General features: G+C 68.9%; 18 protein-coding genes. 14 read left to right on the top strand and 4 right to left on the bottom strand.

Annotation, left to right across the window (positions count from 1 at the left end; translation table 11 throughout):
• Nucleotides 1-50: 50 nt before the first annotated feature.
• Both pdxR and AOZ06_RS45190 read left to right on the top strand, forming a co-directional pair.
• Complete coding sequence (pdxR, locus tag AOZ06_RS45195) at nt 51-1,442, top strand: MocR-like pyridoxine biosynthesis transcription factor PdxR (RefSeq protein WP_157233594.1); 1,392 nt, start codon at nt 51-53, stop codon at nt 1,440-1,442.
• A gap of 11 nt (nt 1,443-1,453) precedes the next feature.
• Nucleotides 1,454-2,524, top strand: coding sequence for a D-alanine--D-alanine ligase family protein (locus AOZ06_RS45190; protein WP_054294996.1), 1,071 nt, complete (start codon nt 1,454-1,456; stop codon nt 2,522-2,524).
• 45 nt (nt 2,525-2,569) lie between these two features.
• On the opposite strand, the gene AOZ06_RS45185 is transcribed toward AOZ06_RS45190, so the two are convergent.
• Together AOZ06_RS45185 and AOZ06_RS45180 are read right to left on the bottom strand one after the other, a co-directional pair.
• On the bottom strand, nt 2,570-3,118 hold the full coding sequence (locus AOZ06_RS45185; protein ID WP_054294995.1) for a DUF3515 domain-containing protein: 549 nt from the start codon (nt 3,116-3,118) through the stop codon (nt 2,570-2,572).
• Nucleotides 3,119-3,137: 19 nt separating this feature from the next.
• On the bottom strand, nt 3,138-3,371 hold the full coding sequence (locus AOZ06_RS45180; RefSeq protein WP_033380331.1) for an Lrp/AsnC ligand binding domain-containing protein: 234 nt from the start codon (nt 3,369-3,371) through the stop codon (nt 3,138-3,140).
• Nucleotides 3,372-3,480: 109 nt separating this feature from the next.
• Between AOZ06_RS45180 and AOZ06_RS45175 the strand changes: the two genes are divergently transcribed.
• The 5 genes from AOZ06_RS45175 to AOZ06_RS45155 all read left to right on the top strand — a co-directional run bounded on the left by AOZ06_RS45175 (nt 3,481) and on the right by AOZ06_RS45155 (nt 7,763).
• Nucleotides 3,481-4,446 carry a thiamine-phosphate kinase gene (locus AOZ06_RS45175; RefSeq protein WP_054294994.1) on the top strand — a complete coding sequence of 322 codons (966 nt, stop codon included), beginning with the start codon at nt 3,481-3,483 and terminating at the stop codon, nt 4,444-4,446.
• A 19-nt stretch (nt 4,447-4,465) separates the two neighbouring features.
• A complete protein-coding gene (locus AOZ06_RS45170; protein WP_054294993.1) occupies nt 4,466-4,987 on the top strand; it encodes a gamma carbonic anhydrase family protein in 522 nt (173 codons plus the stop codon).
• Nucleotides 4,988-5,020: 33 nt separating this feature from the next.
• Nucleotides 5,021-5,695, top strand: coding sequence for a uracil-DNA glycosylase (locus AOZ06_RS45165; RefSeq protein WP_054294992.1), 675 nt, complete (start codon nt 5,021-5,023; stop codon nt 5,693-5,695).
• Nucleotides 5,696-5,875: 180 nt separating this feature from the next.
• Nucleotides 5,876-6,520: an HAD family hydrolase gene (locus tag AOZ06_RS45160; protein WP_054294991.1), complete on the top strand. Its 645-nt coding sequence runs from the start codon at nt 5,876-5,878 to the stop codon at nt 6,518-6,520.
• A gap of 46 nt (nt 6,521-6,566) precedes the next feature.
• Nucleotides 6,567-7,763, top strand: coding sequence for an MFS transporter (locus tag AOZ06_RS45155; RefSeq protein ID WP_054294990.1), 1,197 nt, complete (start codon nt 6,567-6,569; stop codon nt 7,761-7,763).
• A 13-nt stretch (nt 7,764-7,776) separates the two neighbouring features.
• Here AOZ06_RS45155 and rpmB read toward each other — a convergent pair whose 3' ends face one another.
• A complete protein-coding gene (gene rpmB / locus AOZ06_RS45150; RefSeq protein ID WP_054294989.1) occupies nt 7,777-7,968 on the bottom strand; it encodes a 50S ribosomal protein L28 in 192 nt (63 codons plus the stop codon).
• Between the two features lie 195 nt (nt 7,969-8,163).
• Here rpmB and AOZ06_RS45145 point away from each other — a divergent pair, with 195 nt between their 5' ends.
• Nucleotides 8,164-9,780 (top strand): DAK2 domain-containing protein, encoded by a 1,617-nt coding sequence (locus AOZ06_RS45145; protein WP_257721446.1) that lies wholly within the window; start codon nt 8,164-8,166, stop codon nt 9,778-9,780.
• A gap of 34 nt (nt 9,781-9,814) precedes the next feature.
• Nucleotides 9,815-11,977 (top strand): ATP-dependent DNA helicase RecG, encoded by a 2,163-nt coding sequence (gene recG, locus AOZ06_RS45140; protein ID WP_054294988.1) that lies wholly within the window; start codon nt 9,815-9,817, stop codon nt 11,975-11,977.
• A gap of 645 nt (nt 11,978-12,622) precedes the next feature.
• Here recG and AOZ06_RS45135 read toward each other — a convergent pair.
• Nucleotides 12,623-13,678, bottom strand: coding sequence for a coiled-coil domain-containing protein (locus AOZ06_RS45135; protein ID WP_054294987.1), 1,056 nt, complete (start codon nt 13,676-13,678; stop codon nt 12,623-12,625).
• Nucleotides 13,679-13,949: 271 nt separating this feature from the next.
• Between AOZ06_RS45135 and AOZ06_RS45130 the strand changes: the two genes are divergently transcribed.
• The 5 genes from AOZ06_RS45130 (at nt 13,950) to AOZ06_RS45110 (ending at nt 20,069) form a co-directional block, all read left to right on the top strand.
• On the top strand, nt 13,950-14,741 hold the full coding sequence (locus AOZ06_RS45130) for a response regulator transcription factor (RefSeq protein ID WP_054294986.1): 792 nt from the start codon (nt 13,950-13,952) through the stop codon (nt 14,739-14,741).
• A 104-nt stretch (nt 14,742-14,845) separates the two neighbouring features.
• On the top strand, nt 14,846-18,223 hold the full coding sequence (locus AOZ06_RS45125) for a pyruvate carboxylase (RefSeq protein ID WP_054294985.1): 3,378 nt from the start codon (nt 14,846-14,848) through the stop codon (nt 18,221-18,223).
• A gap of 40 nt (nt 18,224-18,263) precedes the next feature.
• Nucleotides 18,264-18,944 (top strand): signal peptidase I, encoded by a 681-nt coding sequence (gene lepB / locus AOZ06_RS45120; RefSeq protein WP_083472360.1) that lies wholly within the window; start codon nt 18,264-18,266, stop codon nt 18,942-18,944.
• Entirely contained in the window at nt 18,944-19,723 is a 780-nt protein-coding gene (locus tag AOZ06_RS45115; protein WP_054297396.1) for an arginase family protein, read from the top strand. Before lepB ends, AOZ06_RS45115 begins: the two co-directional genes overlap by 1 nt.
• A gap of 49 nt (nt 19,724-19,772) precedes the next feature.
• Nucleotides 19,773-20,069, top strand: a complete 297-nt coding sequence (locus AOZ06_RS45110) for a DUF2087 domain-containing protein (protein ID WP_054294983.1) — start codon at nt 19,773-19,775, stop codon at nt 20,067-20,069.
• Nucleotides 20,070-20,071: the final 2 nt, after the last annotated feature.

The following is a 20,071-nucleotide window of genomic DNA, read 5'->3' as shown; positions in this document are numbered from 1 at the left end:
GTGGCATCATCAAAGGGCCAAAAACATCGAAAATCGAAAGGCCAATTGCCGTGGCAGCCGACCCGCCCGCGCCCCCGGTCACGCTGGACCGTGAGTCTGACACGCCGCTGGCAGTCCAGCTCGCCGACGCATTGCGCTCCGCCGCCGCGGACGGACGACTGCGCAGCGGCGACCGGTTGCCCTCCACCCGTGCGCTGGCCACGCGCCTGAAAGTCAGCCGGACCGTCACCTCCGCGGCGTACGAACAACTGCACGCCGAAGGCTGGATCGCGGGCAAGCACGGATCCGGCACCTACATAACGACAGCCCCGCCGGGCAGCCTGCCCGAATCCGCCCCGCGGCCCAAACGCGGCGCGGCCACGCCCGTTCTGCTCGACCTCACGCCGGGAAGCCCGTGGGTCGGCGGGATCGACCGGGCCGCGTGGCGCCGCGCGTGGCGTGCCGCCGCCGACGCGCCACCGCTCGCCCGCCCGGAACGCGCCGGGCTGCCGGACTACCGCGCCATCATCGCCGAGCACCTGTTGCGCCACCGCGGTTTGCGAGTCGGCGAAGACGAAACCGTGCTGGCCACCAGCGGAACGTCCGCAGCGGTGTCCGAACTCGCGTTCGCCGTGCTCGGACCGGGCGCGACCGTCGCCATCGAGGAACCCGGCTACCAGCGGGCGGCTTCCGCGATGACCGCCGCCGGGCTCAACGTCGTACTGGCCCCGGTCGACGTCGAAGGGTTCCGGGTCGACGCGGTGCCTGCCGGTGTGAAGGCCGTCTACTGCTCGCCCGCGCACCAATATCCCCTCGGCGGCCGGATGCCCGCCGGTCGCCGGGTCGAACTCGTCGAACGCGCGCGGCGCGACGGGTTCCTGGTCATCGAGGACGACTACGACGGCGAACTGCGCTACGACGTGGCACCGCTGCCGTTGCTCGCCGCCCTCGCCCCGGATGTCGTCGTGCACCTGGGAACCACGAGCAAGATCCTCACACCGACGCTCGGCACCGGCTGGATGGTGGCGCCCCCGTCGGTTGTGGCCAAGATCCTCGAATTCCGCGACCACACCGGGATCGGCCCCGCGGTCGCCGGCCAGCGGGTGCTGATCGAGTACGCCCGCAACGGAGATCTGGGCAGGCACCTGCGGCGGCTGCGGCGGGAACTGTCCGAACGGCGTTCACTCGTCGTCGATGCCTTGCGGGACGCCGGTTTCGAGGTGCTCGGCGACGACGCGGGCGCGCACGTGGTCGTACCGCTGTCCTCGGCACGCGTGGAACGGGACGTACGGGCCAAAGCCGAGCAGTTCGGCGCCCGGCTCGACGGCCTGACCAGGCACCACGCCGGCAAGCCGCGCTGGTACGGCCTCGCGTTGGGCTACGCGGCGTGTTCCCGTGACGAGTTGGTGGAGGTATTGCCGCAGCTCATAGACCTGCTCAGGCAGACGGAGGGGGACAGGTAAGGTCGGGCGCCATGAGCGAGCCGAAAATCCGAGTCGCCGTCGTGTTCGGCGGCCGTAGCACCGAACACGCCATCAGCTGCGTGTCGGCAGCGAGCGTGCTCGCCAATGTGGACACCGAACGTTTCGACGTCCTGCCGGTCGGCATCACGCCGGAAGGCGCCTGGGTGCTTGCGCCGGGCGCGTCCACGCTGGCGATCGAAGGCGGTGCGCTGCCGAGCGTCACCGCGGGCACCGAGGTGGTGCTGTCCGGGCCCAGGTTCGTGGAACTGCGCGAAGCAGGCGCGAGCGGGGTCCTCGACGACGTCGACGTGGTCATCCCCATGCTGCACGGCGCCTACGGCGAAGACGGCACCATCCAGGGACTGCTGGAGATGTCCGGGATCCCGTACGTCGGATCCGGTGTGCTGGCCAGCGCCGTGTCCATGGACAAGGCGTTCACCAAGCGGATCCTCGCCGCCGAAGGCCTGCCGGTCGGCGAGTACGAACTGCTGACCCGCAACGACCGCACGCTGTCGCAGGAGCAGCGGGACCGCCTCGGCCTGCCGGTGTTCGTCAAGCCGTGCCGCGCCGGTTCGTCGCACGGCATCTCGAAGGTCACCGACTGGGCCGAGCTGGACGACGCGATCGCGTTCGCCCGGTCGGTCGACCCGAAGGTGCTCGTCGAGGCCGCGGTGGCGGGCCGTGAGGTCGAGTGCGGCGTGCTGGAGTTCCCCGACGGCCGCGTCGAGGCGTCACTGCCCGCGGAGGTCCAGACCGACAGCGACTGGTACGACTTCGAGGCCAAGTACCTCGACGAGTCGCTGGAACTGCACATCCCGGCCAAACTCGACGACGCGGTGCTCGAGAAGGTCCGCGCGCTGGCGGTTCACGCTTTCAAGGCGGTGGACGGCGAAGGCCTCGCCCGCGTCGACTTCTTCGTCACCGACGACGGCGACGTGCTGGTCAACGAGCTGAACACGATGCCGGGCTGTACCCCGAGCTCGGCCTACCCGAAGATGTGGGCGGTCACCGGCATCGACTTCAAGACACTGGTGAGCACCCTCATCGACACCGCACTGGCCCGTGGCAGCGGCCTGCGCTGAACAACCCTCGTGAGTGGTTCGGCCGGTTAGAACCGGCCGAACCACTCACGAGGTTTTCTTGGCGAGGGTTTTGCCGACGAGTGTGGAGATGTCCTGCAATGGGCCGGTTCCGGTGTCGCCGGGGATGGTCAGCGCGACGTAGACCGGGCGGTCGGCCAGGTACCACGTGGTCGACCCGGGGCCTTCGACCGGCAGCCACGACACGCCGTCCACCGCGCGCAGGTTCTGCGTCGTCGGCGTCAGCTCGGCTGGTTTCTCCAAGCCGCAGCGCAACACGACAGGTTCGGAGCGCTGGTCGGTCCACGCCACCGACGCGGGCGGCGCGGGCTCGGCCAGCGCCGCCTTGGTCAGTACGCCTTTGTCGGCCTGCAGCGTGGCTGGGACTTTCTGGATCAGGGTGGTGCAGTCGGCCGACGCCGCGGCCGGAGCGGGCACCGGCACCAGCGGAACCGGTCCGGTCCGCAGGGGTGCGGACGGCGGCTGCGGTTGTGCCACCTGGTCGTTGCCCGACCCGAAAACGAGGCTGACGATGATCACCCCGGCGACGAGCAGCACGGCGAGCCCCGCCGCTATGACAACCCTTGTCCTGTCCACGCCCCAACTACAGCACGGGTCAAAGATGGACCACAGGGCAGGTGAGCGTCCGAGTGATCCCGTCCACGTTCTGGATGCGGGCCACGACGAGCTGGCCGAGCAGGTCGACGCTGTCCGCTTCGGCGCGCACGATCACGTCGTACGGCCCGGTCACGTCCTCGGCGGTGGTGACTCCCTGTATTCCGGCGATCTCGGCCGCGACCGCGGCCGCCTTGCCGACCTCGGTCTGGATGAGGATGTAAGCGTGGACCACCGGCGTGCCCCTTCGTCTGGACAAGAATGCTCAAGGTAGGAACGTGGTCAGCAACGTACCCCAACCGGGGAATGTTTGGTGATCCGAACATTCGGTATCGGAGGCTTTTGTGCGATCGGACACGCCGGACCAGGCGGGCACCGTCGCCGAGTTGGGTGAGTTCAACCTGATTCAGCGGTTGACCGGTGGACGAGCCCAGCCACCGAGCACGCTGCTCGGCCCCGGCGACGACGCGGCCGTCGTGGTCGCGTCCGACGGGCGTGTGGTGGCGAGCACGGACGTGCTCGTCGAAGGCGTGCACTTCCGCCTGGACTGGTCCACTCCGGAACAGGTTGGGCACAAAGCGGTCGCGGTGAACCTCGCGGACGTGGCCGCGATGGGCGCGACACCGACGGCGGTCCTCGTCGGGCTGGCGTGCCCGCCGCGGACCACAGTGGAACTGCTCGACGGGATCACCGCGGGCATGTGGCAGGAAGCCAATCGCGCGCGGGTCGGTGTGGTCGGCGGCGACGTCGTCAGCTCCGAGACGCTGGTGATATCCGTCACTGCGCTGGGGGATCTGCAGGGGCGGTCGGCGATCAGGCGCTCCGGGGCGCTGGCAGGCGACGTCGTCGCCGTCTGCGGGAAGCTCGGGTGGTCAGCGGCCGGGCTTGCCGTGCTGGGCCGGGGGTTCCGCTCACCGGTCACAGTCGTCAGCGCGCACCGCGCGCCGGAACCGCCGTACGACGCCGGAGCGCAGGCCGCGCTGGCCGGTGCGACCGCGATGATCGACGTGTCCGACGGGCTGCTCTCGGACCTCGGCCACATCGCCACGGCCTCCGCCGTGGCCATCGACGTGCGCACGGATCTGCTCGAAGTGCACCAGCGACTCGTCGACGTCGGCACCGCGCTCGGCGCCGACCCTCGGCACTGGGTGCTCACCGGCGGCGAGGACCACGCGCTCGCCGCGACTTTCCCCGGCCCGTCGGAGGTCCCGGACGGCTGGGTCACCATCGGCACGGTCAGACGCGGCGAAGGCGTTACCGTGGACGGCCGCCCGTACGACGGTCCCGGTGGCTGGCAGCACTGGCGATAGAGTCCACTTTGGAGGAGCTGTGCCGATCTACGCGCTCGGTGACAAGGAACCGATCATCCATCCGGACGCGTTCGTTCATCCGGACGCGACAGTCATCGGGGACGTGACGCTGCGGGCGTTCGCCTCGGTGTGGCCGCAAGCCGTGCTGCGCGGCGACTCCGGCAGCATCCAGGTCGGTGAACGCACGAGCGTGCAGGACGGCACGATCGTGCACTGCACGGAGTTCCACCCGACCGTGATCGGCGCCAACTGCGTCGTCGGGCACAACGTGCACATCGAAGGCGCGACCGTCGCCGACCACTGCCTGATCGCCTCGGGTTCCGTGCTGCTCAACGGATCGGTCGTCGAAGAGGGCGCGGTGCTCGGCGCCGGCGCGGTGATGTCCTTCAACGGCCACATCCCCGCGCACCGGATGGCCCTCGGCGTGCCCGCCCGGATCCGCGAGAACCACGAAGTGCCGCCGATGGCGTGGGCGATGATCGTCGACCGGTACGTGGAGAACGTCAAGATCTACAAATCCGGCCTCCGGCGCCTGGACTAGGGCTATTTTTCCGGTCGGCTAGTCTCTGGCGGCATGGCACGTCCTCTGAACGAAGTCATGGACCCCGGCTGGGCGCAGGCACTCGAGCCGGTCGCGGACCGGATCGCGGCGATGGGTGAGTTCCTGCGCGCCGAAGTCGCCGCGGGCCGCACCTACCTGCCCGCCGGGGAGAACGTGTTGCGCGCGTTCAAGCAGCCGTTCGACGACGTGCGCGTGCTCATCGTCGGGCAGGACCCGTACCCGACGCCGGGGCACGCCGTCGGCCTGTCCTTCTCGGTCGCCCCCGACGTGCGGCCGATCCCCAAGAGCCTGATCAACATCTACAAGGAGTACTGCGAGGACCTCGGGCACCCCAAGCCGTCCAACGGTGACCTGACGCCGTGGACCGAGAACGGCGTGCTGCTGCTCAACAGGGCCCTCACCACGATGCCCGGCAAGCCCAACTCGCACCAGGGCAAGGGCTGGGAGGAGGTGACCGAGCAGGCGATCAAGGCGCTGGCCGCGCGTGACAAGCCGCTCGTGTCGATCCTGTGGGGCCGCAACGCCCGCAACCTCCGGCCGTTGCTGGACCCGCTGCCGTGCATCGAGTCAGCGCACCCGAGCCCGATGTCGGCCGCCGGTGGCTTCTTCGGCTCGCGCCCGTTCAGCCGCGCCAACGAACTGCTGACCCAGCAAGGCGCGCCGCCAGTCGACTGGAAGTTGCCGTAACGATTGTCCTCGCTCCGCGAGGACGGGCTTGGCCGCCGGAAGCCGGTCATTGCCACCCCGCCCCACGCGGCCGGCACCTTCGCCGTGGCCTGCTGACCAGCGTGGTCAGGGCGATGTCGGGCGTGTTGCGTGGCGTCAACGACCGGCGCGACCAAGCCGTAACCGGGCAGAATGGTTGCAATGGGGATTGCTGCGCTTGTCTTCGACTTCGACGGCCTGTTGATGGACACCGAGTCCACGCAGCTGAACAGCTGGCAGTACGAATGGCGGCAGCACGGTCTTGAGCTCGACGTCTCCACCTTCTTCGCTGACCACGGCGGAGATGTGAGCGAGATCAGGTACGCCGCGCTGGCCGCCGCTGTCGGCGATGGCTACGACCGTGTGGCCAGCCATATTCGGCGGATCGAGTACCGGGATTCGCTGAACGCCAAGCTGGAACTGCGGCCAGGGATCCGGGAATGGCTCGATTCGGCGGACGGCTTCCGGCTCGCGATCGCCAGCAGTTCGCCAACCGCTTGGGTTGTGCCGCTGCTGGAGAAGTCCGGCTACCGTTCGCGGTTCGAGGTCGTGGCGTGCGGTGACGAGGTCGGCGCGCCCAAGCCGGACCCGGCGGTGTACCGGCTCGCGTTGCGCCGCATGGAGATCTCCGCCGACCAAGCGGTCGCTTTCGAGGACACGCCCCACGGCGTCGCGGCAGCCAAGGCCGCCGGGCTGCGGTGCGTCGCGATACCGAACCCGCACATCGACCCGGCCCGGCTCACCGCTGCGGACCTGGTGCTGGCCAGCGCCGCGGACATGAGCCTGGCGGAGATCGTCAGCTCGTAGAGAAAACCGGTTCCTCAGGCACCACGAGCCTCAATAGCGTGGGGTGATGCGGCGGGATCTGGCGTTGATCGCCACCGGGGTCGGGGTTTCGGCGTTCGGGACCAGTCTGGGCAGGCTCGTGCTGATGGTCCAGTTCAAGGACCACGGCGCGATCGCGCTGGCCGCGTTGATGATCGCCGCGCTGCTGCCCGCGTCGCTCGGCGCGCCGTTCGCCGGGTTGCTGGTCGACCGGTTGCCCAACCGCAGGCTGATGCAGCAGGCCCAGTTCCTCCAGGCGGTCGCGACGCTGGCGATCGCGTTCCTGCTCGACGACGTCGCCGTGGTCCTGATCGCGACGCTGGTCGTCGGCTGCGGCGCGGCCGTCGCGGACCCTGCTGCGGCCACCCTCGCACCCCGCGCGGCGGGGCCCGGTGACGTCGCGAAAGGCTTCGCCTGGCTGGCGTCCAGCCGGTGGACCGGCTACGTCCTCGGCACGGCCGCCGGTGGCGTGCTGATCGCCGTGGTCGGCGCGAGGAACGCCATCCTCATCGACGCCGGGACCTTCCTCGCGCAGGCCATGTTGTTGCTGCTGCTCAAGGTCGACCGTGACCCGCGGGTCGAGGGCAGCGAGCGCGACAGCAGGAAGGGCGCCGCCATGGCGGGTATCCGGCACATGGCGCGCGACCGGGTGATCACCGTCAGCCTCGGTGGTCTCGCGGTCGTGGCGTTGTGCGTCGCGCTCATCAACGTCGCCGACGTCTTCCTGATCACCGACGTCCTGCACGGCGGGGTCGTGCTGATCGGCTGGGTCTACGCGGCGTGGATGGTCGGGTCGATCCTCGGCTCGCGGATCGCCGCGCGGATCGCCGACCAGCGGGCGATGGTCCGCACGCTGGGCTGGGCGGGAGCCGCGCTCGGGCTGGCCATCCTCATCCCGGCGGTCTTCGCGCACACCGCTGTGATCGTCGTCGCATTCCTCTGCGGCGGGTTCGCCAACGGGATGCAGAACGTCTCACGCCAGGCGCTCGTCCGGCTGCGAACCCCGGAACACCTGCACGGTCGCGCCTTCGCGGCCACCGACTCCGTGATGCGCACGGCCAACGCCCTCGGCACGATGATCGCCGGATTCTTGGTCGGCGGGGTCGGCCCGCAGTGGGCGATGGGCGCGGCCGGCGGCGCGGCCACGCTGGCCAGCCTCACGACCTTGCTGATCGCCCGTGAACGCGAACCGGCCCGGGCGGTCGAGACCACCCGGGCCGGTTGAAAGAGCGAGAGCGTCAGCCCCGGACGACCTTGCCCGCCTTCAGGCAGGAGGTGCACACGTTCAGCCGCTTGCGCTGCGAAATGCCAAGCTTGGCGTGCACGGTCTGGATGTTCGGGTTCCACCGCCGGTTGGTGCGCCGGTGGGAGTGCGAGACCGACTTGCCGAAGCCCGGCCCTTTACCGCAGACGTCGCACACAGCAGCCACGTCAGTGTCCTTTCCTCTGGGTTGCCGGCGGATCAAAGCCGACGACGTATAGCCCGGGCCAGCCAGGCAACTCAGACAGGGTAACGGGTGGCGTCCGGCGGTTACAAACCGGCCCCGTTCGCGGCATGGCCGGTGTGTTCGCGGTTACTCTCGCGCCGACCATCCTCGGTGCTCGACAGCGGGAGGACAACGACCGTGCTCCAGGTTCTGGATGCCGCTGCGATCCGCCGCTGGGCCGCGATGAGCGTGCGGACGCTCGACGCGCAGCGGGAGGCGATCGACAAGATCAACGTCTTCCCGGTCGCCGACGGTGACACCGGCTCCAACCTGCTCGAGACCATGCGCGCGGCCCTCGAGGCGTTGCTCAGGGCGCCCGTGGACCAGCGCTCCGAGGCCGGAGCGGCGCTCGGCGTCCTCGCGAAGGGGGCGTTGGCGGGCGCGCGGGGCAACTCCGGTGTGATCGTGTCGCAGATGCTGCGGGGTCTGGCCGAATCACTGCGCGCGGTCGACCAGGCCGGTGCGCACGACGTGGCGAAAGCCATGGTCAGGGCCGCCGAGCTGGCCGCGGAAGCGGTCGCCGAGCCGCGCGCGGGCACGATGCTGACCGTGCTGACCGCGTCCGCCGCCGGGGCCCGCCGGATCCGTTCAGGCGTGTTGCACGAGGTCGCGGCAGCCGCCGCGCGGGCCGCGTCGGAGGCGCTGTCGCTGACACCACAGCAGCTCGACGTGCTGGCAGATGCCGGTGTGGTCGATGCTGGGGGACGTGGCGTGCTCTTACTCCTGGAATCCCTGGTCACGGTCGTGAACGAACGCGACGAGCCGGTTGTGCCGTACTCGACCTCCCAGCCGTCGCCGCTCGCGGCGCGTGAGGCGGGCTCGACGGAGTTCGGCTACGAGGTCATGTACCTGCTGGACAGCACGACCGACGACGCGACCGCCGTCCTGCGCGACAAGCTGTCCAACCTGGGCGACTGCGTGTCCGTTGTCGGTGACGGCGACGGGTTGTGGACCGTCCACGTGCACTGCAATGACATCGGCGCGGCGATCGAGGCGGGCGTCGAGGCAGGTCGCCCGTACCGGATCATGGTCGCAAGGTTCGCTGACGCCGAAGGCGCACCGTCCCGGTTCGGTCGCGCGCGGGTTGTGGTCATTCCAGCTCGTGGCTCGGGTATCGCGGCGCTGTTCCGTACCGAGGGCGCGCTGGTCCTGGAAATCGGGGCGGACGACGAGCCCGACGTCTGGGACCTGCTCAACTTGATCACTTCCACCGGTGCGTCCCAGGTCACCGTTCTGCCTGGTGACGACGGCCTGATGGGCATCGCCGACGAGGCGGCGGCCAGGGCGGTCGCCGGGGGACAGGACGTCGTTGTCATCCCCTGCGTGTCGCCGGTGCAAGCGCTTGCGGCCCTGGCCGTGCACGACTCGGCCCGGCGCGCGGGCGACGACGTGGTGTCGATGGCCGAGGCCGCCGCGGCGACGCGGCGCGGTGAGCTCGTGGTGGCCAGCGAGGACGCCATCACGTGGATCGGCCCGTGCCGTGCCGGTGACCTGCTGGGTTTCGCCGACGGCGAGGTGATGCGCATCGAACACGGCCCGGTCGAGGAGGCCACGGTCCTGCGGGGTGCGTGCGCGGTCGTCGACCGGATGCTGACCGCGGGCGGTGAGCTGGTCACGGCGTTGCTCGGCGCGGACGCGCCGGACAGCCTGAGCGACGAGCTGGAGAAACACCTGCGGCGGGAGTTCCCGGCGGTGGAGTTCGTGGCGTACCGCGGCGGGCAGCGCGACACCGTGCTCATGTTCGGTGTCGAGTGAGAAGTGTCGGACCGGCTCGTTAATGTGAGCTTCGATGAGTTCGTTCGATGACAGCCTGCAGCCCATCCTGGGCAAGAAGTCGGCCGACGCGTTGGCGGCAGCACTGGATCTGCACACCGTCGGCGATCTGCTGCGGCACTACCCGCGCAGGTACGAGGAGTTCGGCAAGCTGACCGACATCGCCGGGCTGGAGATCGGCGAGCACGTCACGATCCAGGCCGAGATCACCCGCGTGACCAAGCACCAGATGCGCCAGCGGCACGGCACCCGCACCGAGGTGGAGATCACCGACGGCAAGCACAAGCTGACCATGTCGTTCTTCAACCAGCTCGGCAAGTACCGCGACCAGCTGAAAGTCGGCGCGCAGGGCTTCTTCGCAGGCAAGGTCGGCACGTTCAACAAGAAGCTCCAGCTGCAGAACCCGGAAGTGCAGATCTTCGACGAGGACGACGACCAGGAGCTGCAGAAGATGCGCCCGGTCTACCCGGCGGCGGCGAAGATGCCGACCTGGAAGGTCGCCAACTGCGTGCGGCAGCTGCTCGGCGTCTGGGACGGTGCGGAGGACCCGCTCCCGCCGGACCTGCGCAACGGCCGCGGCATGCTCCCGCTCGACGCGGCGCTGCGCGCGATCCACATGCCCGACGGCTGGGAGCACGTCTCGGCGGCGCGCAAACGCCTGAAGTGGGACGAGGCGATCGCCGTCCAGCTCGCCCTCGCCCTGCGCCGCCAGGCGACCGCGGCGCGGCCAGCGCCCGCGTGCCCGCCGAAGCCCGGCGGAATCCTCGACGCGTTCGACGCCCGGCTGCCCTTCGAGCTGACCGCGGGCCAGCAGGAGGTCGGCGAGGCGATCGCGACGGACCTGACAAGCCGTCATCCGATGAACCGCCTGCTGCAGGGCGAAGTCGGCAGCGGCAAGACGATCGTGGCACTGCGCGCGATGCTGCAAGTGGTGGACTCGGGCCGCCAGGCGGCGATGCTCGCGCCGACAGAAGTGCTGGCAGCCCAGCACGCGCGGTCGTTGCAGGAGATGCTGGGCGACCTGGCACAGGCGGGCGAGCTGGGCGCGGCTGAGCACTCGACGCGGTTGACGCTGCTGACCGGTTCGCTTCCCGCAGCCGCGCGCAAGCAGGCCCTGCTGGACGCAGCCTCCGGCGCGGCAGGCATCGTGGTCGGCACGCACGCGTTGATCCAGGACAAGGTGTCCTTCGCTGACCTGGGCTTCGTGGTCGTGGACGAGCAACACCGCTTCGGCGTGGAGCAACGCGACGCGCTGCGGACCCGTGCCGCGGACGGTTCGAGCCCCCATGTGCTCGTGATGACGGCGACGCCCATCCCCCGCACAGTCGCCATGACGGTCTACGGCGACCTGGAGACTTCGGCCTTGCGCGAGTTGCCGCGTGGCCGCTCGCCCATCGCGACGAACGTGGTACCCGTGGCGGAGAAGCCACAGTGGCTTGAGCGCGTGTGGCAACGGGTCCGGGAGGAAGTCGCCTCGGGACACCAGGCTTACGTGGTGTGTCCCCGGATCGGCGAAGCCGGGGCGGAGGAAACCGAAGAACCACCGTTGAACGACGACGGTCGCCGCCAGCCACTCGCGGTGGAAGAGGTCGCGCCGATGCTGGCTTCGGGCCCGTTGAAGGGGCTCCGCATCGCCGTGCTGCACGGCAAGATGCCAGCCGACGACAAGGACGCGACGATGCGCGCGTTCGCCGCGGCGGAGATCGACGTACTGGTGGCGACGACAGTCGTCGAAGTCGGCGTGAACGTGCCCAACGCCACCGCGATGGTGATCATGGATGCCGATCGGTTCGGCGTGAGCCAACTGCACCAGCTGCGGGGCCGAGTGGGCCGAGGAAGCGCACCTGGACTGTGCTTGTTGGTGAGTGAAGCGCTGGACGGCACCACGACAAGGGAGCGGCTGGACGCTGTCGCTTCCACACTGGACGGTTTCGAACTCGCCCAGCTGGACCTCGAGATCCGGCGAGAAGGAGACATCCTCGGCGCCAGCCAGTCCGGAAAACGATCGCAGCTGAAGATGCTGTCGCTGCTACGGGATTCCGAGGTCATTTCCCAGGCCCGGGAAGTCGCGCTCCAGCTGGTTTCCGACGACCCCGGATTGGGACGCAGCCCCGGGCTCAGGGGGATGGCTGAAACCTTGGTGGATTCCGAGCGAGCCGAGTTCCTGCAAAAGGCTTGACCATCGGAGCTTTGGGTCTGATGCCGGTTGCGGATTGGCTTGACGGTGGGCATCCGCTCTGGTTGCTTCGAGTTTGGAGTGCATCAACAGGCCCTTGGCATGGGAAGTGATCCCAGCAAGAATATCGCGGACGAGGAGCCTGGCGATCATGAAACGGGAAGCAGTCCGGTGAACCCGGAACCTGACCGCCGCCGCACCCACGCCTTGCCCAGACCGTCGCCGCCGCGCAGGTCAGCGCACATGTGCCGACGTACAACCGAGGACGAGCGAGCCCTGCCATTTGTGAAAGCAAGCAGGCCGCGCCACCACAGGCCACCAAAGGGCCACGAAGGCCACGAAAAGTTAGTAAAAGCGAGCAAGAGCGGCGCCGATTTCACATGGAGCGGAATGGCCGTAAGCTGATCGGCGCGGAGAGCCTCGCGAGCATGGCTATGGCCGCACCGATAGATATCGGGCGGGGCTCCTCCCTTTGCGCTCTCCGAGGCCATTCCGAGGCTCCACGTCAAATCGGCGCCGCCCAGCCCATCGAGCGCATGTCAAGCAGACCCAGAAAGGCCCCAGCCTGAACAGACCCAAAAACTCAGCCCGTCAAGAGCATGTCAAACAGACCCAAAAAGCCCCGGCCGAAAAGCCGGGGCGAAGAAACTACCGGCGACCCTGCTTAGGAGCCGGAACAGGCAACTTCTCAGTAGGCGAGTCAGCAGAAGCCTTCTCGTCGATCTCGAAATGCTTGATGGCGTCCTGAACGGCCTCATTGGTCGCGGCAAGACGCTCGGCGATGCGATTCCGCAGATCGATGAGGCGCTTGGTGGAACTGTCGGCCTCGGTCTGCTTCTGCTCGGCCTTGGTCAGGATCTCGGCCGCGATCTCCTCGGCACCGGACTTGGTCTCGGTGGCGACGCGCTCGGCTTCGGCCAGCTGACCGGCGACCTTCTTCTCCGCTTCCTCTTCCAGCTTCTTGCGCGTGGCCGCGGCGTCTTCGTCGAGCTTCTTCCGCGTCGCAGCGGATTGCTTGTCCACGTCCTCGGCCGCGCGCTTGGCCTCGGCGATGATCTTGGCTGCCTCTGTGCGCGCTTCGGTCATCAGCTGGGTGTGCTCGGCTGTCAGCTTCGCCTTCAGCTGGTCGAACTCCGCGTCCAGGTCGTTGTTGTGCTTGGTGTACTTCTCTTCCAGCTCTTTGCGCTTGCGGTCCAGCTCCGCCATCTTCGTGTCGTGCTGTGCCTGCAGTTCGGCTGCCAGGCCGTCGGCCTTCGCGCGGATCTTCGCGGCGTACTTGTCCGCGTCGTCGCGGATCTTCACCGCGTACTTGTCTGCTCCGAAGCGGGTTTCGGTGTTGTACTTGTCCGCTTTCGCGCGCAGCTCCTTGACGTGCTCCTCGCCTCCTCGGCGCAGCTCGGCCACTTCCTCCTCCGCCAGGCGCATCATCTCGCGCACGCGCTCGGTCATCGCCGTCGCGCTGCTGGGGTTGGTGGCCATCCGTTCGAGCCGGGCCTTGGTGTCCGTCAGCTCCTGCTGCGCGTAGTTCAGGGCTTTTGTCAGCTCCGCCACGCGGGCATTCGCTTCGTCACGTCCGATCGCCGCGTCCTTCAGGTCGCTGACGAGACCGGTGACGCGTTCGTTCACCTGCTTCTTGTTGTACCCGTTCAGGGCAGAGTCGAAGTAGGTGGACGCGGACTTCTGGGACTCGTTGGCAACGGCCATTCCACCACTTTAGTGAATCCCTCGATCGTGCGACGTGTGAGGTGTGCCCCGCGGGCGGTAGCGATCTTGGGCCGGATGGCTCAGTCGTGATCACCTCGTCGACTCACTCGCGTGCGGACCGTGAGGCGCACGCGGGGGCTGCCCGAATTAGCCCTAATGGTCCAGACCTGTCCGTCGCGGGTCGTTTACCCTGTGTCCACACCCCTACGCGGCGTGGCGGGAAGTAGGCCGCACTATGTCGGATTACCGACACACGGTTGTCCTGCGTTGCGTGGACGGCTTGTTGAGGGATGCGCTCGCCAACTGGATAGCGTCACTACCCGGATATCTGGTCGCCGGAGCGGCGGCGACGGGCGACGGGCTGCTGCGTCTCTGTGCGCTGCGGTCGCCCGACACGGCAGTGGTCGAACTGCGTTCGGCCGATCCCGACGAGTTGCAGTTCGTCGGCGAACTGCGTGCGGTACGCAGCGAACCGCACATCGTCGGTCTTCATCGCGCGCTGGACGCGAGAAGTCTCGCCTTCCTGCACCACGCCGGGGTGCACCGGCTGGTCAGCACGCGGTTCGGCGTCGCCGGGCTGCGGGACGCGCTCGTCGAGGTCGACGGCGGCTGGCGGCCCACCAGCCCGGGGCACGGCCTGTCAGCGCGTGAGCTGGAGATACTCGCGTTGATCTGCGCGGGCTGCTCGGCCGCGGAGATCGCCGCGGAACTGGGCATCAGCCCGCACACGGTGACCAACCACAAACGCCGGATCTTCGCCAAACTCGACGTGCAGAGCCGCACGCAGGCCACGGCCGAGGTCGGCAGGCTGGGCATGCTGCTGCCGGGCCAGCTCGCCCGCGGCCCCGGCGGCGAGGGGCCGCGCAACCTCACGAAACGGGAGCGCGACATCCTCGACTCCATCGCACGGGGTGAATCGGTCCGGCAGACCGCGCAAGCGCTTGGCATCGCGATCAAGACCGTCCAAAGCGAACAGCGTCAGCTGTTCTCCAAGCTCAGCGCCCGCAACCGGCCGCAGGCACTGACCAACGCGCGTGGCTTCGGGCTCGTGGAGTCCACCTGATGGACGCGCCCGCATGACATCGGTCACCACATGCCGTGCCCCGGATGCCTCCGACCGGTAGCGTTCTCCGTCACGACCCCGCGCGACCAGGAGGTATCCGGGCGATGTTCCGCAAGATACTCGTCGCCAACCGCGGCGAGATCGCCATCAGGGCGTTTCGCGCAGGCTATGAGCTTGGCGCCGGAACGGTGGCCGTCTTTCCTTACGAGGACCGCAATTCGCTGCACAGGCTGAAGGCGGACGAGGCGTACCAGATCGGTGCGCAAGGCCATCCAGTACGCGCGTACTTGTCGGTGGACGAAATCGTGAAGGCCGCTCGCAAGTCCGGGGCGGACGCCGTGTACCCCGGCTACGGCTTCCTGTCGGAGAACCCCGACCTGGCACGAGCGTGTGCGGAGGCCGGGATCACCTTCGTCGGGCCGACCACCGAGGTGCTCGAGCTGACCGGCAACAAGGCGCGAGCCGTCGCCGCCGCGAAGGCCGCCGGGCTGCCCGTGCTCGAGTCGTCGCCGCCGTCGTCCGATGTGGACGAGCTGGTCGGTGCGGCCGACCGGATCGGGTTCCCGGTGTTCGTCAAGGCCGTCGCCGGTGGCGGCGGCCGGGGCATGCGCCGGGTGGAGCAGGCCAGTGCGCTGCGCGAGTCCATCGAGGCCGCGATGCGCGAGGCCGAATCGGCGTTCGGCGATCCGACCGTGTTCCTCGAACAGGCCGTGGTGGACCCGCGGCACATCGAGGTGCAGATCCTCGCCGACGGCACCGGTGAAGTCATGCACCTGTTCGAGCGTGACTGCTCTATGCAGCGCCGCCACCAGAAGGTGATCGAGCTGGCGCCCGCACCGAACATCTCCGAGGAGCTGCGCGAACGGATCTGCGGCGACGCGGTCCGGTTCGCCAGGCACATCGGCTACCGCAACGCCGGTACGGTCGAGTTCCTGCTGGACCCGTCCGGCAAGCACGTCTTCATCGAGATGAACCCCCGCATCCAGGTCGAGCACACGGTCACCGAAGAGGTCACCGACGTCGACCTGGTCCAGTCCCAGCTGCGGATCGCCGCCGGTGAGACCCTCGCCGACCTCGGCCTGAGCCAGGACACCGTACAGCTGCGCGGGTTCGCGATGCAGTGCCGGATCACCACCGAGGACCCGGCGAACGGATTCCGCCCGGACACCGGGATGATCAGCGCCTACCGCTCGCCGGGCGGCGCGGGCATCCGGCTCGACGGCGGCACCGCCTTCGCGGGCACGGAGATCAGCGCGCACTTCGACTCGATGCTGGTCAAGCTCACCTGCCGGGGCCGCAACCTCGAGACGGCCGTGGCGCGGTCGCGCCGCGCGGTCGCGGAGTTCCGCATCCGCGGTGTGGCCACCAACATCCCGTTCCTCCAGGCCGTGCTGGACGACCCGGACTTCCGGGCCGGCCGGATCACGACGGGCTTCATCGAGCAGCGGCCGTACCTGCTCACGGCGCGGTCGTCCGCCGACCGCGGTACGAAACTGCTGTCCTACCTCGCGGACGTGACGGTCAACAAGCCGCACGGCGAGCGGCCGAGGTTCGTCGACCCGGCGGAGAAGCTGCCGGACGTCGAGCTCAACGGCGCCCCGCCCGCGGGGTCGAAGCAGAAGCTGACCGAACTCGGGCCGGAGGGATTCGCGCGCTGGCTGCGTGAGGCCAAGCTGGTCGGCGTCACCGACACGACCTTCCGCGACGCGCACCAGTCGCTGCTGGCCACCCGGGTACGCAGCAAGGACCTGCTCGCGGTGGCGCCCTACGTCGCGCACACCATGCCCGAGCTGCTCTCGGTCGAGTGCTGGGGTGGCGCGACCTACGACGTCGCACTGCGGTTCCTCGCCGAGGACCCGTGGGAGCGGCTGGCGAAGCTCCGCGAGGCGATCCCGAACATCTGCACGCAGATGCTGCTGCGTGGCCGCAACACCGTCGGTTACACGCCGTACCCGACGGCGGTGACGCAGAAGTTCGTCCAGGAGGCGACGAGGACCGGTATCGACATCTTCCGGATCTTCGACGCGCTCAACGACGTCGAGCAGATGCGCCCGGCGATCGACGCGGTCAGGGAGACCGGCACGGCGGTCGCCGAGGTGTCGCTGTGCTACACGTCCGACCTGTCCGACCCGGGCGAGCAGCTGTACACACTGGACTACTACCTCAAGCTGGCCGAGCAGATCGTCGGCGCCGGTGCGCACGTGCTCGCGGTGAAGGACATGGCGGGCCTGCTGCGCCCACCGGCCGCGGCGAAGCTGATCACCGCGCTGCGCAAGGAATTCGACCTGCCGGTCCACCTGCACACGCACGACACCGCCGGTGGTCAGCTCGCGACGTACCTGGCGGCCATCCAGTCGGGTGTGGACGCGGTGGACGGCGCGACCGCGTCGATGTCCGGCACGACGTCACAGCCGTCGTTGTCGGCGATCGTGGCCGCGACCGACCACAGTGAACGGGAGACCGGGCTGAGCCTGCAGGCGGTGTCCGACCTCGAGCCGTACTGGGAGATCGTGCGGCGCGTCTACTACCCGTTCGAAGCCGGCCTGCCCGGCCCGACCGGCCGCGTCTACCTGCACGAGATCCCCGGCGGTCAGCTGTCCAACCTGCGCACGCAGGCCAAGGCGCTCGGCCTGGGCGACCGGTTCGAGGACATCGAGACGATGTACGCCGCCGCCGACCGGATGCTCGGCCACCTGATCAAGGTGACCCCGTCGTCCAAGGTGGTCGGTGACCTGGCGTTGCACCTGGTCGGAGCGGGTGTCGACCCGAAGGAGTTCGAAGCCGACCCCGGTCGCTTCGACATCCCGGACTCGGTGATCGGCTTCCTGCACGGCGAGCTGGGCGACCCGGCTGGAGGCTGGCCGGAGCCGTTCCGCACCAAGGCCTTGCGCGGTCGTTCGGCGCCGAAGGGCGTCACCGAGCTGACCGAGGACGACAAGAAGGCGCTGGAGGACGACCCGCGCGGCACGCTCAACAGGCTGCTGTTCCCCGGGCCGACCAAGGAGTTCCTGGCGCACCGCGAGCAGTACGGCGACACGTCGGTGCTGGCGAGCAAGGACTTCTTCTACGGCCTGAGGCCCGCGCAGGAGTACCCGGTCGACCTGGAGCAGGGTGTCCGGCTGCTGATCGAACTCGAAGCCGTCGGTGAGGCGGACGAGCGCGGTATGCGGACCGTGATGGCGACGCTGAACGGTCAGCTGCGGCCGATTCCCGTGCGGGACCGGTCGATCGCGTCCAACCTGCCGGTCGCGGAGAAAGCGGAGAAGGGCAACCAGAACCAGGTGCCCGCGCCGTTCGCGGGTGTGGTCACGCTCGCGGTCGGCGAAGGCGACGAGGTCGAAGCCGGTGCCACGGTCGCGACGATCGAGGCGATGAAGATGGAGGCAGCGATCACCGCGCCGAAGGCGGGCAAGGTGCAGCGCCTGGCGATCGGGTCCGTGCAGCAGGTGGAAGGCGGGGACCTGCTGATCGTGCTGGGTTAGCGCTAGTCTGCCCACCGGATTTCACGATCTGGGGGGGCAGATGAGCAGAGTTGTCGCGCCAGTGGCCGTGATGGTGACGGGAGTCCTCATCGCGGCCACTGCTTTCATGGTCCTGGGGTTCGGGTACCGAAGGCTGGCGGAGCCGTCGGACGCGATGCTGCCGACGGTCGGCCATGGCGACAAGCTGACCATCCGGGAGGTGTCCGGCGGCGACGTCAACCGGGGTGACGTCGTCATCTTCTCCGCCGCCGCGTGGGGCCAGCCGGACGTCGAACTGGTCCGGCGGGTCGTGGGGGTCGGCGGTGACGCGATCACGTGCTGCGAACTCGAGAGCTTCGCCTCGGTGAACGGCAGGCAGGTCACCGAGGAGTACGTCAAGGTGGGCGGTGGTTCGGCGGCGCGCCGGCCATACACGGCGACCGTGGAGCCCGGCCACGTCTGGGTGCTCGGTGACAACCGTGGCACCGCACGGGATTCACGCGACGAGATCAACGGCCCGGCCAAAGGCGGGATCCCGGTCGGTGACATCAAAGGCGTGGTGGTCAGGGCAGGCGATGGGAGAATCGAGCAAACCACGGCCTTCAGCCGGGTGGGGTTGCCGGGCAAGACGTTCGAGGACGGCAGGGCCACCTGGATGGGGTTGATGATCCTGGTGGGCGGACTGACGTTCCTGGCCAGTGCCGGGTGGCTGCTGGTGACGATTCGGAGGCGGACCCCGTGATGCGGATCCACGCTGTGCCACAGCGACAAGGCGCGTTGGTCGACAAAGCACGGTTCCTGCCCGAGGGCTGCCTCGCACTGAGCCGGCTGGCCGGGGACATCGCCGGGATCAAGCCGTACGTCGTCCCCGTCTCCACTGAGGAATCTCCCGCTGTCGACGGTGTCGCCAACCGGGCCGCGCTGATCGTCAACCGGACCGCGCAGCTGGCCGCACTGGAAGCCCCGGAGGGGCCGGTTCTCACGATCGGCGGCGACTGCGGCTCGGACGTCGCGCCGATCGGCGTGGCGCGGTTCAGGTACGGCCCGAACCTCGGGGTGGCCTGGTTCGACGCGCACCCGGACCTCAACACGCCCGAGACGTCGCCGTCAGGTGCGTTCCACGGCATGGCGTTGCGGGCGCTGTTCGGCGAAGGCGACCCGGAGTTCGTGGCAGGCCCGGCTTTGCGGCCCGGTAACGCCGTTCTCATCGGCGCGCGGTCGATCGACGCGGGCGAGCAGGCCGCGATCGACCGCGGCCTGGTCACGGCCGACTCGTTCCCCGGCGAACAGCTCTACCTGCACATCGACCTCGACGTGCTGGACCCCGGCGAGTTCGGCGGCGCGACGTACCCCGAGCCCGGCGGGCTGTCGATCGCCGAGGTGGTCGGTGCGATCGACGGGATCCCGGTACCGGTCGTCGGCGCGGGCATCACCGAGTGCGCGACCGCCGACGAAGCCGAGCTGCGCAGGCTCACGCCGATCATCGAGGCGGTGACACGCGCGTTGCGACGCGCCGGGTGAGAACGGATATCGGTTGGCGGGCCGGATGCCGGCGGGTTATCAATGCGGTATGGAATTCGGTTACGCCGACCCGCAGGCGGAGAAGGTGCTCCGGACGTTCATCCAGGATGGCCGCCTGGTCAGGTTCCCAGCCAAACGCGGCCGCAGACGCATCCTGCTCGAACACATCGCGGCCTGCTTCGAACCCGGCCGCCGGTTCCCCGAGAAGGAAGTGGACGTCGTCCTGCGCGCGTGGTGCCACGGCGGCGAGACCGACTACGTCACCCTGCGCCGCTACCTCGTCGACGAGGACCTGCTCAGCCGCGAGCACGGCCAGTACTGGCGCACCGGCGGCTGGGTGGCGTGATC

Source organism: Kibdelosporangium phytohabitans (genome assembly GCF_001302585.1).
Taxonomy (GTDB): Bacteria; Actinomycetota; Actinomycetes; order Mycobacteriales; family Pseudonocardiaceae; genus Kibdelosporangium; species Kibdelosporangium phytohabitans.
Note: the sequence above shows the minus strand (reverse complement) of the source record. Positions and strands in the feature narration are given on the sequence as shown.

What these genes read in the sequence shown, in the direction of transcription:
- AOZ06_RS45135 (WP_054294987.1), bottom strand. Translation starts at nt 13,678, where the DNA reads ATGGCCGTTGCCAACGAGTCCCAGAAGTCCGCGTCCACCTACTTCGAC.
- AOZ06_RS45115 (WP_054297396.1), top strand. Translation starts at nt 18,944, where the DNA reads ATGCGGATCCACGCTGTGCCACAGCGACAAGGCGCGTTGGTCGACAAA.
- AOZ06_RS45110 (WP_054294983.1), top strand. Translation starts at nt 19,773, where the DNA reads ATGGAATTCGGTTACGCCGACCCGCAGGCGGAGAAGGTGCTCCGGACG.
- AOZ06_RS45160 (WP_054294991.1), top strand. Translation starts at nt 5,876, where the DNA reads ATGGGGATTGCTGCGCTTGTCTTCGACTTCGACGGCCTGTTGATGGAC.
- recG (WP_054294988.1), top strand. Translation starts at nt 9,815, where the DNA reads ATGAGTTCGTTCGATGACAGCCTGCAGCCCATCCTGGGCAAGAAGTCG.
- AOZ06_RS45190 (WP_054294996.1), top strand. Translation starts at nt 1,454, where the DNA reads ATGAGCGAGCCGAAAATCCGAGTCGCCGTCGTGTTCGGCGGCCGTAGC.
- AOZ06_RS45125 (WP_054294985.1), top strand. Translation starts at nt 14,846, where the DNA reads ATGTTCCGCAAGATACTCGTCGCCAACCGCGGCGAGATCGCCATCAGG.
- lepB (WP_083472360.1), top strand. Translation starts at nt 18,264, where the DNA reads ATGAGCAGAGTTGTCGCGCCAGTGGCCGTGATGGTGACGGGAGTCCTC.
- AOZ06_RS45165 (WP_054294992.1), top strand. Translation starts at nt 5,021, where the DNA reads ATGGCACGTCCTCTGAACGAAGTCATGGACCCCGGCTGGGCGCAGGCA.
- AOZ06_RS45155 (WP_054294990.1), top strand. Translation starts at nt 6,567, where the DNA reads ATGCGGCGGGATCTGGCGTTGATCGCCACCGGGGTCGGGGTTTCGGCG.